Source organism: Microcoleus sp. Pol7_B2 (assembly GCF_036701035.1).
GTDB lineage: Bacteria > Cyanobacteriota > Cyanobacteriia > Cyanobacteriales > Microcoleaceae > Microcoleus.
The window spans coordinates 1-14,814 of the sequence record NZ_JAUBQB010000026.1; the positions used below are offsets into that span (position 1 = coordinate 1).

The following is a 14,814-nucleotide window of genomic DNA, read 5'->3' on the forward strand; positions in this document are numbered from 1 at the left end:
CTGGCACATCTCTTGATGAAGTTATTCGTGCTTATTGTGCAGAAAGAGTGTCTCATACTTATTTGAAATGACTATAAGTGGGGTAGACCTTAAAGGTGCTGACCTGAGTGGGATAGACCTACAAAGTGCTGATTTGACTGGGGCTGATTTGAGTGGCACAAACCTAACAAATGCGATTTTTTACGCTGTTAATTTGAGTCGGGCATCCTTGACAAGTGCAAACATGAGTGGAATACGTTGTGATTCAGCTAATCTAAGTTTAGCAGAACTCAACGGTGCAAATTTGAGTAAAGCAAATCTGAGTAGTTCCAACTTGACTAATGCTAATCTTGACAAGGCAAATCTGAGTGGTGCAAATCTAACCGCTACTAACTTAAGTAGAGCCTCCTTGTTTCACGCAGACTTAAATAGAGCGGACTTGACTAACGCTAATCTGACTGAAGCCAACATAATTCAAGCAGATTTAACTTCTGCAATTTTAAGTGGTGTAAAACTCTTAGAGGCAAAAAATATCAACGGTTCTAAACTTAGGGCAGTCAAATTGCCCGAAAAGAATTTGTCAGGAATGAAGTTGATAAATGTAGATTTAAGTGTGGCAAACTTGGCAAAAGCTAACCTTAAAAAAGCTTGTTTGCAAGGATCGAATCTAGAAAGAGCTAATCTACGAGGAGCAAATTTAAGTAGAGCAGATTTAAGTAGAGCTAACTTGAAAAGGACCGACTTAACTGACGCAATAACCTATGGCTGGAATATTGAAAATGCCGACTTAACTGGTGCTATAATGCCCGATGGAGAAATCTACGAGCCAGAAACCTCTGACGCAGAAATCTACCAGCCCGAAACTTTGGAAAAATTATCCCAAACAGTAATATCTATGACGCGCAAAATTATTCGTACTGACAAAGCACCCGCACCCGTGGGCCCTTACAATCAAGCCATTGCCGCTACGGGCACTATGCTGTTTGTAGCTGGCCAAATTGCGATCGACATTAGACTAAACGATATTGTCTACACCGACGACGTGGCAAAACAAACCGAACAAGTTATGGCAAATCTCGAAGCCATTCTCACAGAAGCCGGCGCTACTTGGTTGGATGTCGTAAAAACTACGGTTTTCCTCAAAGATATGAATGATTTTGCCGCTGTGAATGCGGTTTATGCGAAATATTTTGATGCGGAAACAGCACCGGCGCGCGCTTGTGTGGAGGTTTCGCGTTTGCCGAAAGATGTGTTAGTTGAAATTGACTGCATTGCTGTGATTTGATTTGAGCTTCTTTGAGAAACCAGGCTTTTTAAATAAGTCTGGTTTCTGGATAGTTTGTTTTTTTTAATATTTATGAGTGATTTAACCGCAGAGGGCGCAGAGGGCGCTGAGAAAGAGGGGAGAGAGATGAATAATTTGAAAGTTTATTTATAGCAACCGCCGAGGGTAAAGTGCGCGACTTTATTAACTTCTACAGCCGATCGCACTTTTGTCGATCTGTCGCTGTCGCGCACCTACTCCCAAATCAATCTGAAACAATCAGATTTAATCTCAATTAGCAATTAGCAATTACTAATCACCAGTTAGCAATTAGCAATTAGCAATTACTCTACAAGTAATTACCAATTACCAACCGTAAACTATTTATTCAGCGCTTCGCGGGCGGCTACCGCTTCGTCGGGATGAATATTCAAGCGGGTCAAATTAATTCGACCTTTATTGTCAATTTCTCGCACTTTGACAATCACTTCATCGTTCACAGCTAACTCGTCTTCCACTTTGCCAACGCGGTAGTCCGCTAACTGGGAAATGTGAATCATTCCTTCTTTTCCGGGCAAAATTTCCACAAAAGCGCCGATCGGAATAATTCGAGTTACGCGGCCGACATACACGTCTCCTGCATTCAACTTGCGCGTCATGCCTTGGACAATGTTGTAAGCCCGCTGAGCTTTTTCGCTGTCGTTGCCAGCAATTGTCACGGTTCCGTCGTCTTCGATGTCAATTTTGACACCGGTTTCTTCGGTGATGGCTTTGATCGTTTTGCCACCAGGCCCAATTACCAAACCAATAAATTCTGGATCGATTTTCAGGGTTAGCAAACGCGGTGCAAACGGCGACATTTCCTTGCGGGGAGTGTCGATGGTTGCCAGCATTCTTTCTAAAATGTGCAGTCTGGCTGGTTTTGCTTGGCGGATGGCGGTGGCAATCACATCTAAGGGCAAACCTTTGATTTTCATGTCCATCTGCAAAGCAGTAATCCCGGTGTCGGTACCGGCTACTTTAAAGTCCATGTCGCCTAAAAAGTCTTCAATTGCCTGAATGTCAGTCAAAATTCGGACTTCATCGCCTTCTTTAATTAAGCCCATTGCCGCGCCGCTGACGGGTTGGGAAAGGGGAACGCCTGCATCCATTAATGCTAGCGTTGAGGCGCAAACTGAACCCATTGAGGTGGAACCGTCGGAAGAAAGGATTTCTGAAACTACGCGAATCACGTAGGGGAAATCTTCTTTGGATGGCAAAACTGGCAGCAAAGCGCGTTCTGCGAGGGCTCCGTGACCGATTTCTCGGCGTCCGGGCGATCGCATCGGCTTGGTTTCTCCTACCGAAAACGGCGGGAAATTGTAGTGATGCAAGTAGCGTTTGTCTTGCTGCGGGTGCAAGTCGTCTCCTAAGTCTTGGGCATCGCCTGGGGTTCCCAGGGTAGCTGCGGACAAGACTTGGGTTAACCCCCGATTAAACAACGCACAGCCGTGTACTCGCGACGGCAGCACGCCTACGCGACAAGAAACGGGTCGCACCTCGTCTAGCTTGCGACCGTCTACGCGGATGCCATCTTCGAGGATCTGCTTCCGCATCATTTTTTTGGTAACGTCTTTGAAAACGTTGCCGATCGCCTTGCTGTTGGCAGTGGCGGCTACTTTTACCGGGTCCTCTTCCGGGAGTTCGGCGATCGCAGCTTCGACTTCATTTGCCTTAACTTCGTCCAATGCTGCATTCCGTATTGTTTTGTCTTTTTCAAATCTTGACAAAATGATGCGGATGGGTTCTTGGGCGCGATCGCGAATGAAGGTTTCCAGGGCCGAATCTTGCGATGGGCGTTCCTCTACCACCAAATCGATGCCCAATTCCGCCATAATTTCGCGCTGGGCTTGAATCAAGTCACAGGCTGCTTCATAGCCGAAGTCGATCGCCTCGATGATATCCTGTTCCGGCAATTGGTTGGCGCCGGCTTCTACCATGATTACTCCATCAGGAGAACCAGCTACCACGAGATCCAACTCGCCTTCTTTGATTTCGCTGTAGGTGGGGTTGATGATGAAATCGTCCCCTACCAAACCGACTCGCACCGCGGCCATCGGCCCGTAAAACGGCATTTTCGCCAGCAGTATCGCTACGGAAGCGCCAGTCACCGCCAAAACGTCCGGTGGCACTTGTTCGTCCATCGAAACCGTTGTGGCTACAACTTGGATGTCATCTCGCAGCCAGCTTGGAAATAGCGGACGCAGCGGTCGATCGATCAAACGGCCAGTCAAAGTCACTTTTTCTGGGGGACGCCCTTCCCTTCGCAAAAATCCACCGGGAATTTTACCGCCAGCGTAGAGTCTCTCTTCGTAATCCACCAACAAGGGCAGGAAATCAATTCCTTCTCTCCCCTGCGATCGAGTCGCTGTCACCAAAACCGCCGTGTCACCCGACTGAATCAAAACTGCACCGCCTGCTTGAGGCGCTAGTAAACCAATCTTCAGTCTAATATCCCGTCCATCGAAGGATATTGACTTGTCTATCTCTACCATGTAGCACTGCTTCCTTATCTACCACATTCTTTCTCTGTCGGGATCGTAACATTACCACAGGATGTTTGAGAGTCCGACGCCAAAAGACAGGGATAATCGCCTCGCGATCGACTGTCCCCGCCTCAATTGTAAGCATTTATACTCGATAATTATTTTTTGCAGTCTGGGGTCGATTCTCCGATCGATTCTCCGGTCGATCGCCCGCCAAACGCCTTCCATAGATGGTACGATGAATTTTCGTTTGGGAATTGGGACGTTGAAGGAAAAAGGAAGAGGGATTTAGTTATCTAGGACAGGGAATAAGCCGTAAGGTGCTTATGGCGCACCCTACATATACAGGTTTTACCTAATTCATGTCTGGCTCAAAATCTCCTCGGTTTGTTTTAAATAAAGTTTTCATAAATTCCATATAAATGTAGTCAACATTCCACTTAAATAAAAATATCAGGATTTTAAAAATGGCAATTTTACACGGCAGTTGGCTCCTAGACAATGAAAAAAGTGGCTTATTTATTTGGGGAGAAACTTGGCGAAAAGTTGGGGCAATTGACACCATAGAATCGGGGAGCAATCTACCGCATCCCTTAGCAATGACCGAAGCTGAATTTAAGAGTTTCCTAAATTCCTTACAGCAGTCAGGAAAACTGGATTGGCAATTACCGGAAACCGCAGAAACTCCACCGGAAAAAAGCAAAAAAACTAGGCGATCGCCCAAAACTCAAAACGCAGCAGAAATTAGCCCACCCAACTCCTCAATTAAAAGGGAAATTCGGGCGCTCGCACTTCCCACCCAAATCTCAGAATCGAATACAAATCTGATGCCGCAGCACTCAGCAGCAGCACTTGAGGAACCAGCCAAAATCGAGGAAATTTACCTTTATCCCTGGCAAGTCGAGGGTTTTTGTCTCAACCCTCAAGCAGCTTTTGTGTTCTTGCAATCACTACCGCTTAACAGCACGGAACCAGACTCTTTTGTCGGCTCAGATTTGCGTTTTTGGTCTCATATTGCTAGGTGGAGTTTGGATTTGTTGGCAAGATGCAAATTTTTGCCTGGATTGGAGAAACAGTCCGACGGTTCTGCTATTGCCAAATGGCAACCGTTGTTAGATAGTTCTACAGATACACTCCGCCTTGCCACTTTTGTCAAGCAAATGCCGACGGCTTGCAGAACATATCAATCGAAGGAAGAAGGAAGAAGGAAGAAGGAAGAAGGAAGAGGGAAGAAGGAAGAAGGAAGAGGGGAAAAAGAAGAAGGAAGAGGGGAAAAGGAAGGAGAATCCAGTCAATTGCCTTTAGCGGTGGATTTGCCTATGGGGGCGGAGGAATTGGTGTTAGGTTTTTTGAGTAGTATTGTAGATAGTCAAGTGCGATCGGCTGGTAGCTCTACTTTAGAGATCAAAACAGTCTCTCCTGTGCGCGAATGGCTGCAAGCTTTGCAGCAGGAATCGGGGATTGTGCAAGTAGAAACAGCAGCATTGGAAAACTTGGCAACCAAGCTGAGTGCTTGGACTGCACCGCTGCAAAACCAATTATCTCAACAAAGTCAATTTCGCACTTGCTTTCAACTCATACCGCCAGCGCCCGGTAAAGCCAACTGGAATTTAAATTATTGCTTGCAAGCAGCAGATGAAACCGAATTTTTGGTGGACGCGACAACTGTTTGGAACAACTCAGTCGAGCGTTTGGCTTATGCGGGGCGGACAATAGAATTGCCTCAAGAAACTTTGCTCAGCGGCTTGGGTTTAGCCTCGAAACTTTATCCGTTAATTGAACCGAGTTTGCAAGCACAGCGGCCTCAATCTTGCCAATTAAATCCGCTGCAAGCTTACGAGTTTATTAAGTCTGTAGCTTGGCGGTTTGCTGATAGCGGGTTGGGCGTAGTTTTGCCGCCGAGTTTGACAAAGAGTGAGGGTTGGGCGAGTCGTTTGGGTTTGAGCATTCAAGCGGAAACTCCGAAAGTGACTCCGGCGAAAGGTGGGGTGGGATTACAAAGTCTGCTAAATTTTAAGTGGGAATTGACGATCGGCGGACAGCGCATTTCTAAGGCAGAATTTGACAGATTGACTGCGTTGAATTCGCCTTTGGTGGAAATTAACGGCGAGTGGGTGGAGTTGCGCGCGCCGGATGTGAAAGCGGCTCAAACTTTTTTTGCCAGTCGCAAAGAGCAAATGACTCTTTCTTTGGAGGATGCTTTGCGTTTGGCGTCGGGCGATACTCAGATGATCGAAAAATTGCCTGTGGTGAATTTTGAGGCTACGGGTCAACTTCAGGAATTGTTGAATACTTTGAGCGATAATCAAGCGGTAAGTGCGATCGCAACTCCGGCTAGTTTCCGAGGACAATTGCGGCCTTATCAAGCCCTAGGAGCAGGCTGGTTAGCATTTTTAGAACGCTGGGGTTTGGGTGCTTGTCTCGCGGACGATATGGGATTAGGGAAGTGCATTTTACCACATTCTTTGCTTTTTCTTAATGGTTTTTTACAAAAAGCTGAAAAAATATGGGAAGCTTATGCCGGAAAAACAGAATTCGACGGTGAGGGCTTTTGGTCTGAACCTAACGAGCAATTACTGGTAAATTCCATAAATCAGGAAACAGGCAAAATTGTACAGGCTACTGTTCGACGGCTTTACCGCCAGCAAGTGCAAGAAAAGTTGCGAACCATCAAACTACAAGACGGTAGCAGCATCACAATTACCCGCCGCCACAAGTTGTTAGGACGCGATGGCTGGACAAATGAGTTCAAGGTTGGAGATTATGTTTGCGTTCCTGCTAAATTGTATTGGGAAGGAAAGCCGGAAGATCCCGATTTGGTCAAGTTTCTGGCTTGGCAGATTGCTGAGGGATATGAGCAGCGCGATCGAGCAATCCTCACAATAACGCAGAAAGATGTGGCAGTTCTTGAAGAATTGCGTCTCACACTTCACCGTTTAAGCAAAAAGTATGGGATAGAAATAAATAATCCTGCTGTTCGTACTCCCGGTAAGCAAAGAGCAGCATATTTAGCTGTGTGCAGTCGATCGTACCAAAGCTTTCTTGAGGCTAAAGGCTACCAGTGGGGGAAGCTGTCAGCCGAAAAAAGCTTCCCGCAATTCATCATGCAAGCCAATCTTGATAGCATTCGGATTTTTCTCAGAAACTACTTTGATGCTGAAGGTTCTGTCATTCCTAAAATGCGGACTATCGAAATTAGCACCGCTTCGCCTTTAATCATCCAACAACTTTCTACATTGCTGCGGCGCTTTGGAATTTGGCTGCGTATCGCCACCAGACAGAAATGCGCCACCAATGGCAGCGGGATTTTTCGCACCTATTATATCGGTACTTTCGGCGGTAACTCAGCGCGCATATTTTTGCAGGAAATTGGCTTCGCTTCTCCCGAAAAACAGCGTAAATTAGAGCAGATTTGCGAATCGGCTTGCAACACCAATGTTGAGGGAATTCCTGCTTCCGATATCGTCGCTCGTGCAGTGGAAATTACAAAATTACCATTGCGCCATTTTGGAATGCACAACCCCGTTTACATCAACGGTTCTCAGGAGTTTTCCCACAGGAGCCTGGCAAGGGTAGTCGCTGGGATGGAAAATATTTTAAATGGGTCTGCCGAACAAGAATACCGTCAGCTAAAGCCTTCAAAGTGGACGAATCAGACTCTAGAAGCTTATGCAAATTTAGACACACAACAGCTAGATACAATCAGAGAAGGCTTACAACTTTTTCTAGACCAAGAAGTCTTTTATTGCCGGATAGAGCAAATTGAGGATTTTGAGTACAGCGGGTGGGTTTATGATTTTGAGGTGAGCAAGTATCACAATTTTGTTGCCAATAATATCTTGTGCCACAATACTATTCAGCTAATTACTTTTCTCCTGCATTTACAAGAACAAAATTCTCTAGAAGCGCCAACATTACTGGTTTGTCCAACATCAGTATTGGGCAATTGGGAGCGGGAAGTCAAGAAATTTGGTCCGACGCTAAAAGTGTTAGTTCATCACGGAGACAAACGCGCTAAAGCCAAAGCATTTGCGACGGCAATTAAAGGAAAGGATTTAATCATTACCAGTTACGCGCTGGTGTTTCGCGATGCGAAGGAATTTCAAGGCATTAAATGGCAAGGATTGGTTTTGGATGAAGCGCAAAATATTAAAAATTCCGAGGCTAAGCAGTCGCAAGCGGTGCGACAAATCGAGGCATCTTTTAGAATTGCGCTGACAGGAACTCCGGTGGAAAATAGACTGCAAGAATTGTGGTCAATTTTGGAGTTTCTCAATCCTGGCTATTTGGGGCCGCGCAATTTCTTTCAGCGCCGATTTGCAATTCCGATTGAGAAATACGGAGATAGAGAATCATTGCAGACTTTGCGATCGCTCGTTCGGCCTTTCATCCTCCGCCGCCTGAAAACTGACAAAGAAATCATCCAAGATTTGCCCGAAAAACAGGAGATGACTGTATTTTGTGGGCTGGCGGCTCAACAGGCAGCATTATATCAGAAAATAGTCGAAGAGTCAATAGCGGAATTAGAGTCAGCCGAAGGCATTCAGCGCCGGGGAATGATTCTGGCTTTGCTGGTAAAACTCAAGCAGCTTTGCAACCATCCGGCTCTTGTGAAAGCAGAAGCTAAGCCGAAAGAATTGGAGATTAAGAGTCAGGAATCGGGGAAATTGCAGCGGTTGGTGGAAATGTTAGAAGAGGTGATCGCTGAGGGCGATCGGGCTTTAATTTTTACTCAATTTGCTGAATGGGGAAAACTCCTGAAACCGCATCTAGAACAGCATTTAGGGCGAGAAGTTTTGTTCTTGTACGGAGGAATTCGGCAACAGCAGCGGGAAGAAATGATCGATCGCTTCCAGCACGACCCCCAAGGCCCGCCAATTATGATTTTATCTTTAAAAGCAGGCGGCACAGGTTTGAACTTAACCAGAGCAACCCACGTTTTTCACTATGACAGATGGTGGAATCCCGCAGTAGAAAATCAGGCAACTGACCGCGTATTTCGCATCGGTCAAACTCGTAACGTGCAAGTCCACAAATTTGTCTGCACTGGTACGTTAGAGGAGAAAATACACGATATGATCGAAAGTAAGAAAGCTCTAGCCGAACAAGTAGTCAGCGCCGGCGAAAACTGGCTCACCGAACTCGATACAGACCAACTTCGGAATTTACTAATCCTCGATCGCAATGCTATTATAGAAAACGAAGAAGAATAATATAGCATTTCTCAGAAAGATGAGGTGCTATCGGTCATAGGGCATAGGGCATAGGGCATACCTCACCACGCTTGAGAACCGCTATATGACCCATTCCCAACAGCATGACACGGAAGTCAAGAATACACGGATAGCTGTTTTTTTCTTTCTGAAGTCAACATCCCAATTACCAATGCCCGATGCCCAATGCCCGATGCCCAATTCCCAATTCCCAAATAAATGATTGACAGAGAATGGTGGACACAACAGTGGTTAGATTTAATCAATACCTACCGCTTCAAAAAGCGCTTAGAACGTGGCTGGCAGTATGCGCGCGAAGGTAAAGTTCTCAGCATTAAATTTCCCAATCAAGAAGTAATTGCCATAGTTCAAGGAACCGATCCAAAACCATATCAAGTTTCTTTAGGACTTGATACCTTAAGCGATGAAGATTGGGATTATGTGATTGAAAATATGTCGCAAAGAGCAGTTTTTTCAGCTAAATTACTAGCAGGAGAAATGCCGCACAATATTGAAGATGTATTTGCAGCAGCAGGCAAAACACTATTTCCGTTAAGCTTATCTGATATTCGATCGCGCTGTAGCTGTCCTGACCCCAAAAACCCTTGCAAACACATCAGTGCAGTATACTACTTATTGGGCGATCGCTTCAGCGAAGACCCCTTCGTACTCTTTCAATTGCGGGGGAGAACCAAAGAGCAAATCTTGACAGCGCTCCGTCAGAGACGAGGTACGCAAGGAGAGGAAAATTCCCAAATCAACTCCGGCGAAAATTCTCCCACTACGAATCCTAAATTGCCAAAGGTCGATCGCTTTTGGGAATATAACCAACAGCTAGAATCATCTTTAGTAGTTATTGTACCGCCGCCCAGCAGCGAAACAGTATTAGATATCTTAGGTCCAATTCCGCTAGCAACCGACGGAAAAGGAACCGCTAGCAAATCCTCCCCCGCATCTGACGCACTCAAGCAGCATTTTAGCAAAATCTACCAAGCAGTTAGCCAGCAAGCAGTTCTAGCAGCACTGAAACGGGGCGAAGGAGATTAACATAATTTACTCGCAGAGATGATACTACGGACTCTGGCTGATAACAAATCAGGCTTTCATACCTCTTTTATGCTTTAGTCTCTCTCTGCTGGAACGAGAGTTTGTCTAGAATAGATGTCAACCGACGAGTCTTACTTTTTGCAATTTCAGTTTACACTTCCTGCAAATTACTCATAATCTCTATCAATTCGTGGGGGCGTTTAATCAAAAAATCGGGATTGTGTGCAGCCAAAACCTCCTGAGAATTAAAACCCCAAGCTACAGCCATTACCTTAATTCCTGTTTTTCGAGCAGCGTCTATATCTCTAATCTCATCTCCCACATAAACGACTTGTTTAGGATTTATATTTTCTCTTTTTAGCCAGCTATTAATAACTTTATGTTTGCCAAAAGTTGAACCAGAGTAAATAAATGTGAAAGTGTCTTGCAAACCATTTGTTTCCAGCGATGCCAAGACATTTTCTCGGGAATTAGATGTGATAATGCCCAGTTGAAATCCCAGTTTTTTTAACTCCAGTAAAACTTCTTTAATTCCCGGAAATAATTGAATATTGGGAATTTCGCTGCGTAACTCTGCTTTCAACATTCTAATTAACAGCGGGAATTTGAAGATAGAAATGCCCGAATACTGAAGGAGTTGCCAAGAAGTTAAATTGCTCAGTTGAGCTATTTGCTCTTTGGTCGCAGACTTAAACCCCAATTCTGCTGACAAACGGTTGGTGATGCTCAGAAGAATATCGATTGTATCTGCTAAAGTACCGTCAAAATCAAAAATAATTACTTTGGTCATTGGACAATAGCAAATAAGGAACGGGGGAGCATACAATTTTAGATTTTAGATTTTAGATCTTAGATGGAAATGACTTACTGCATAATGTATTCACTCTTGGCGATTCAGTACATAGCCTAGGGTTTATCTATAGGGTAATGCGCCCCCTAAGCACCCTGACGAACCTCTCAACTTTTAAGGGTTAATTTGATTTGCTTTCGCATTTCGGCGCAGCATTTCGGGTTTTATGCGCCGCAGCGCCGAAGCTGTAAATCTGCGGTTCCATTCCTCGTCGGAAATGTCGGCTAATTCTGCAAGTGTCGGTGCTATATTTTCAGGATAAGGCTCAAACTCTGCCACATCTGTTGGTTTAGCAAATCGCTGATTCCAAGGACAAACATCCTGACAAATATCGCAACCTGCTACCCAACCTTGTAAATTAGATGCAATTTCATCGGGCAATTTTTCGGCTCGATTCTCGATCGTGTGATAGGCTATACATCGATCGGCATTCACCACAAAAGGCTCAGTAATTGCCCCCGTCGGACACGCCTCAATGCAGCGAGTGCAAGTACCGCAATGTTCCGTATGGGGTTCATCGGGCGCTAACTCCAAATTAGTCAAGATTTCGCCCAAAAACATCCAAGAACCGTATTCGCGCGAAATTACATTACCATTTTTGGCAATCCAGCCAATCCCTGCACGCTGCGCCCACATTTTATCCTGAACCGGCCCGGTATCAGCATAATACCGCGCTTCAATTCCCTCGCCTTGCGATCGCACCCAATTTGCCAAAACCTTCAGTTTTTTGTGCAAAATTCTGTGGTAATCCCTTCCCCAACCGTAGCGAGAGATTTTAGCATATTCGATCCCTGCCTCGACCCCCCCCTCACCAGGGGGATTTGAGGGGCGTTGGTGAGGTGTGTAGTAGTTGATGGCGACACATATTAATGACTGCACCTCTGGCATTATTAATCGAATATCCTGCCGTTTCGGGTTTGCCATCCATGCCATATCCGCCTGATAACCCTTGTCCAGCCAAGCTTGCAATCTTTGTTTTTCTAGATCGAAATCCGTGTCTTTTGAGGCTATCCCGACTTTGTGAAATCCCAACTCAAGGGCTTTTTGCTTCACCAAAATGCTGCTAATTGGCGCTTTCATTTGATACCAGGCAAATATTTACCTTTTGTATTGACTATTTTGAGTTTATATGATATGTCAAGCAATTTTTAACGATCGGTTTCCTAAATAACCTAATTCGGCGCACAGTCTAGTGACGGCGATCGCAATTTACCAAACCATTGATCATAGTTTTATAACTCAGCTATATGTAATTTATATTTGCAAAAATTAACAAAACGTTACATGATGTTAATTAAGGGAGCTTGAGGTTTCCTAACTCAAGTACCTCACTAAAACCACAAATCCCACAGCATACACATGGCAGTTAGCATTCAATCCGCTCAATCTATCTTCTCAAACACCGAGATTGCTAGCGTTGTTCCGGCTACCACCGAAGCCTTCTACAAACTCAGCGTTGAAGACCAACTAGCCTTGCTCTGGTATGCCTACACCGAAATGGGTGTTTCCATCACCGCAGCAGCTCCGGGAGTAGCCAGCATGGCGCTTGTCGAAGGCATTCTGAGCGAAATCAAGCAAATGTCGCCTGCTGCTCAAAGCAAAACCATGTTTGACCTAGCCAGCAACGCCGACACAACGATTGGTCGGATTTACACTTCCTTGCGCGTCAACACCAAACTCGGTTTCTGGTACGAGTTGGGGCAGTTGATGAAACAGGGCCTTGTCGCTCCGATCCCCGCTGGCTATCAAATGTCTCCCGAAGCCACCGCAGTTCTCGAAACCATCAAGAAACTCGATCCAGGCCAGCAAATTACCGTACTTCGGAATACCGTAGTTAACATGGGCTATGACCCTGCTTTTAACCAAGAGTACGGCAAACGCTCTGCCCCGCGCAGCACTCCCACCGCTCCAGAAGAGCGGGTAAAAACCACAATTGAGGGTATCAGCGAGCAGACTGTCCTCAACTACATCGACTACATGAACGCCTTCGACTTCACCCCAGCGGTAGGTTTATTTGCTGAAGAAGGTGCTCTGCAACCACCTTTCCAAAAGCCGATCGTCGGTCGCGAAGCTATCCTCAACTATATGCGGGAAGAGTGCGTCGGACTGAAAATGATGCCCGAGCGAGGCGTATCGGAACCCGCAGAAGATGGCTACCGCCAAGTGAAAGTCACTGGCAAAGTCGAAACTCCCTGGTTCGGATCGAATGTGGGTATGAACATCGCGTGGCGGTTTTTGCTCGATCCCCAAGGTCAAATTTTCTTTGTGGCGATCGACTTGTTGGCATCTCCTAAAGAATTGCTCAATTTGATGCGTAAATAGAATATTCTGGTTCGGTCAGTCAAACAGACTTGGCCAGAAACCCAGATGCCTTTAGGCATCTGGGTTTCTATCATTTTAGATTTTAGATTTTAAATTTTAGATTCAAGAATTGAAGGATGGGAAATGACTGATGGTATCAGGGTTTGCAGGTTGGCTACACTTACATTTTTTGAAAGGAATATTGATGTTGGTCGATCGCTCTGAAAGCGGCGATCGACGCTCTGCGGTTCCCGATTCCTCCTTTTTTCGGAGAATTATTTTCCTACCCCTACTTATATCTTTTGAGGGATTTGCTGCGACAAAGAGAATGATTACAGTATACTCATTCATTTGAAATCACTTGTTTTATGACCGCAACAACTCGACCTATTTTAACTACCTCTATAAAGATTGCAGGCCTCACAATGCCAGGGATAGTGCAATATTTTGAAACTTTAAACGCGGGCGATTTTGAAGCGACGGCTAATTTATTTGCCGATGACGGGGTTCTGCACGCGCCGTTTGAAGATCCAATTATCGGCAGCATCTCGATCGCCACTTATCTAAAAAAAGAAGCACGAGGAATGCAGCTAGAACCCCAGAAAGGTGTCAGCCAAATTTTAGAAGATGGCAAAGTAGAAGTTCAGGTCAGCGGTCGAGTGCAAACTTCCGCATTTGGTGTTAATGTCGGATGGCTATTCTTGCTCAATTCTGACCAAAAAATCCTTTCTGTCACCGTCAAACTGTTAGCTTCTCCCCAAGAATTGCTAAGTCTGCGGTCACAGAAAAAATTTGATGCTTAATAAGCTGTTTCAGATTTAAATTCTCTATTTTGGTTTGACCTGTCGATCGCACTTAATAGCTAAAGTTGTGCGATCGACAGGTTAATCGGCTTTTTATCGCCCGAATAAGGCAGAAACCGGGTTTTGATCCAAATCTTTGGTGAAGTGCCACTCACGGTATAAAAAATCGGTTTCGTGGCTATTTGTGCGATCGTAACTTTACCCCTACAATCTTACAGTCTCGCCTTGGGCTGACGCTACTGCACGGAAAATTGGCTGTCACCGCAGCGCGTGCGACAGACAGCCAAAGCGAGTCTAAAAGTGCATTGCCAATCATTAATGACTAATGACTAATGACTAACTACTAATTAAGATTTTTCCGGCAAGCTCGCTTCCAACTTTAGACAGTTGCGACCGTCTATTTGCAAAGTGTAGTCCACCCGATCCATAAGTCTGCTCATAATCAGCCAGCCGTAGCCGCTTTCCTGTTTAGCTTCCGGCCTCGGGGGATTGTAAGTATCCATTTCGTAACCTTTACCGTAATCCCAAATTTCTAAACCAATATCCCTATTTTTTAAATTCAAGCGAATTAACACGGGCAAATTGGGTTGATCTTTGTGAGCATGGCGGATCACGTTAGAATAGGCTTCTGCTAACACCAAGCGCAAACGATTCGACTGACGCGGCCAATCGACGTGCTCTCCTAGCTCTACTTCCAAACTGCTCAGCAACCAATTTTCAACAATTGTTAAAAACCGCAAGTCGCTTGGCACATGAAGCTCAGTATTCATAAAAAAATCCCGTAAGTTTGAAAACCCTGTGTATTCACACCAGGTATGAAACACGACGCGCC

The 14,814-nt window shown here is 45.3% G+C and carries 11 protein-coding genes; 5 read left to right on the forward strand and 6 right to left on the reverse strand.

Annotation, left to right across the window (positions count from 1 at the left end; translation table 11 throughout):
- Nucleotides 1-67: 67 nt before the first annotated feature.
- Nucleotides 68-1,264, forward strand: a complete 1,197-nt coding sequence (locus tag QUA57_RS12470) for a Rid family detoxifying hydrolase (RefSeq protein WP_333061159.1) — start codon at nucleotides 68-70, stop codon at nucleotides 1,262-1,264.
- A gap of 359 nt (nucleotides 1,265-1,623) precedes the next feature.
- Here the strand turns inward: QUA57_RS12470 and QUA57_RS12475 are convergent, their stop codons facing one another.
- Complete coding sequence (locus tag QUA57_RS12475) at nucleotides 1,624-3,777, reverse strand: polyribonucleotide nucleotidyltransferase (RefSeq protein WP_333037503.1); 2,154 nt, start codon at nucleotides 3,775-3,777, stop codon at nucleotides 1,624-1,626.
- Between the two features lie 51 nt (nucleotides 3,778-3,828).
- Nucleotides 3,829-3,996: a hypothetical protein gene (locus tag QUA57_RS12480; protein ID WP_333061160.1), complete on the reverse strand. Its 168-nt coding sequence runs from the start codon at nucleotides 3,994-3,996 to the stop codon at nucleotides 3,829-3,831.
- Nucleotides 3,997-4,235: 239 nt separating this feature from the next.
- Between QUA57_RS12480 and QUA57_RS12485 the strand changes: the two genes are divergently transcribed.
- Both QUA57_RS12485 and QUA57_RS12490 read left to right on the forward strand, forming a co-directional pair.
- Nucleotides 4,236-8,981: an SNF2-related protein gene (locus tag QUA57_RS12485; protein WP_333061163.1), complete on the forward strand. Its 4,746-nt coding sequence runs from the start codon at nucleotides 4,236-4,238 to the stop codon at nucleotides 8,979-8,981.
- A gap of 219 nt (nucleotides 8,982-9,200) precedes the next feature.
- On the forward strand, nucleotides 9,201-10,028 hold the full coding sequence (locus QUA57_RS12490; RefSeq protein WP_333061164.1) for an SWIM zinc finger family protein: 828 nt from the start codon (nucleotides 9,201-9,203) through the stop codon (nucleotides 10,026-10,028).
- A gap of 151 nt (nucleotides 10,029-10,179) precedes the next feature.
- On the opposite strand, the gene QUA57_RS12495 is transcribed toward QUA57_RS12490, so the two are convergent.
- Together QUA57_RS12495 and queG are read right to left on the reverse strand one after the other, a co-directional pair.
- Nucleotides 10,180-10,818, reverse strand: coding sequence for an HAD-IA family hydrolase (locus QUA57_RS12495; protein WP_333061165.1), 639 nt, complete (start codon nucleotides 10,816-10,818; stop codon nucleotides 10,180-10,182).
- Between the two features lie 174 nt (nucleotides 10,819-10,992).
- Nucleotides 10,993-11,958, reverse strand: a complete 966-nt coding sequence (gene queG / locus QUA57_RS12500) for a tRNA epoxyqueuosine(34) reductase QueG (RefSeq protein ID WP_333061167.1) — start codon at nucleotides 11,956-11,958, stop codon at nucleotides 10,993-10,995.
- Nucleotides 11,959-12,237: 279 nt separating this feature from the next.
- On the opposite strand from queG, the gene QUA57_RS12505 reads away from it, so the two are divergent.
- Entirely contained in the window at nucleotides 12,238-13,200 is a 963-nt protein-coding gene (locus tag QUA57_RS12505) for an orange carotenoid protein N-terminal domain-containing protein (RefSeq protein WP_333061169.1), read from the forward strand.
- 102 nt (nucleotides 13,201-13,302) lie between these two features.
- Here the strand turns inward: QUA57_RS12505 and QUA57_RS12510 are convergent, their stop codons facing one another.
- Nucleotides 13,303-13,530 carry a hypothetical protein gene (locus QUA57_RS12510; RefSeq protein WP_333061171.1) on the reverse strand — a complete coding sequence of 76 codons (228 nt, stop codon included), beginning with the start codon at nucleotides 13,528-13,530 and terminating at the stop codon, nucleotides 13,303-13,305.
- A gap of 17 nt (nucleotides 13,531-13,547) precedes the next feature.
- Here QUA57_RS12510 and QUA57_RS12515 point away from each other — a divergent pair, with 17 nt between their 5' ends.
- Nucleotides 13,548-13,982: a nuclear transport factor 2 family protein gene (locus QUA57_RS12515; protein WP_333061173.1), complete on the forward strand. Its 435-nt coding sequence runs from the start codon at nucleotides 13,548-13,550 to the stop codon at nucleotides 13,980-13,982.
- A gap of 347 nt (nucleotides 13,983-14,329) precedes the next feature.
- Here QUA57_RS12515 and QUA57_RS12520 read toward each other — a convergent pair whose 3' ends face one another.
- On the reverse strand, nucleotides 14,330-14,752 hold the full coding sequence (locus tag QUA57_RS12520) for an ATP-binding protein (RefSeq protein ID WP_006633914.1): 423 nt from the start codon (nucleotides 14,750-14,752) through the stop codon (nucleotides 14,330-14,332).
- Nucleotides 14,753-14,814: the final 62 nt, after the last annotated feature.

Bases quoted from the DNA above. Each gene is read 5' to 3' on its own strand.
- QUA57_RS12480 (WP_333061160.1), bottom strand. From the start codon at position 3,996: ATGGAAGGCGTTTGGCGGGCGATCGACCGGAGAATCGATCGGAGAATC.
- queG (WP_333061167.1), bottom strand. From the start codon at position 11,958: ATGAAAGCGCCAATTAGCAGCATTTTGGTGAAGCAAAAAGCCCTTGAG.
- QUA57_RS12475 (WP_333037503.1), bottom strand. From the start codon at position 3,777: ATGGTAGAGATAGACAAGTCAATATCCTTCGATGGACGGGATATTAGA.
- QUA57_RS12470 (WP_333061159.1), top strand. From the start codon at position 68: ATGACTATAAGTGGGGTAGACCTTAAAGGTGCTGACCTGAGTGGGATA.
- QUA57_RS12505 (WP_333061169.1), top strand. From the start codon at position 12,238: ATGGCAGTTAGCATTCAATCCGCTCAATCTATCTTCTCAAACACCGAG.
- QUA57_RS12520 (WP_006633914.1), bottom strand. From the start codon at position 14,752: ATGAATACTGAGCTTCATGTGCCAAGCGACTTGCGGTTTTTAACAATT.
- QUA57_RS12510 (WP_333061171.1), bottom strand. From the start codon at position 13,530: ATGAATGAGTATACTGTAATCATTCTCTTTGTCGCAGCAAATCCCTCA.
- QUA57_RS12490 (WP_333061164.1), top strand. From the start codon at position 9,201: ATGATTGACAGAGAATGGTGGACACAACAGTGGTTAGATTTAATCAAT.
- QUA57_RS12515 (WP_333061173.1), top strand. From the start codon at position 13,548: ATGACCGCAACAACTCGACCTATTTTAACTACCTCTATAAAGATTGCA.
- QUA57_RS12495 (WP_333061165.1), bottom strand. From the start codon at position 10,818: ATGACCAAAGTAATTATTTTTGATTTTGACGGTACTTTAGCAGATACA.
- QUA57_RS12485 (WP_333061163.1), top strand. From the start codon at position 4,236: ATGGCAATTTTACACGGCAGTTGGCTCCTAGACAATGAAAAAAGTGGC.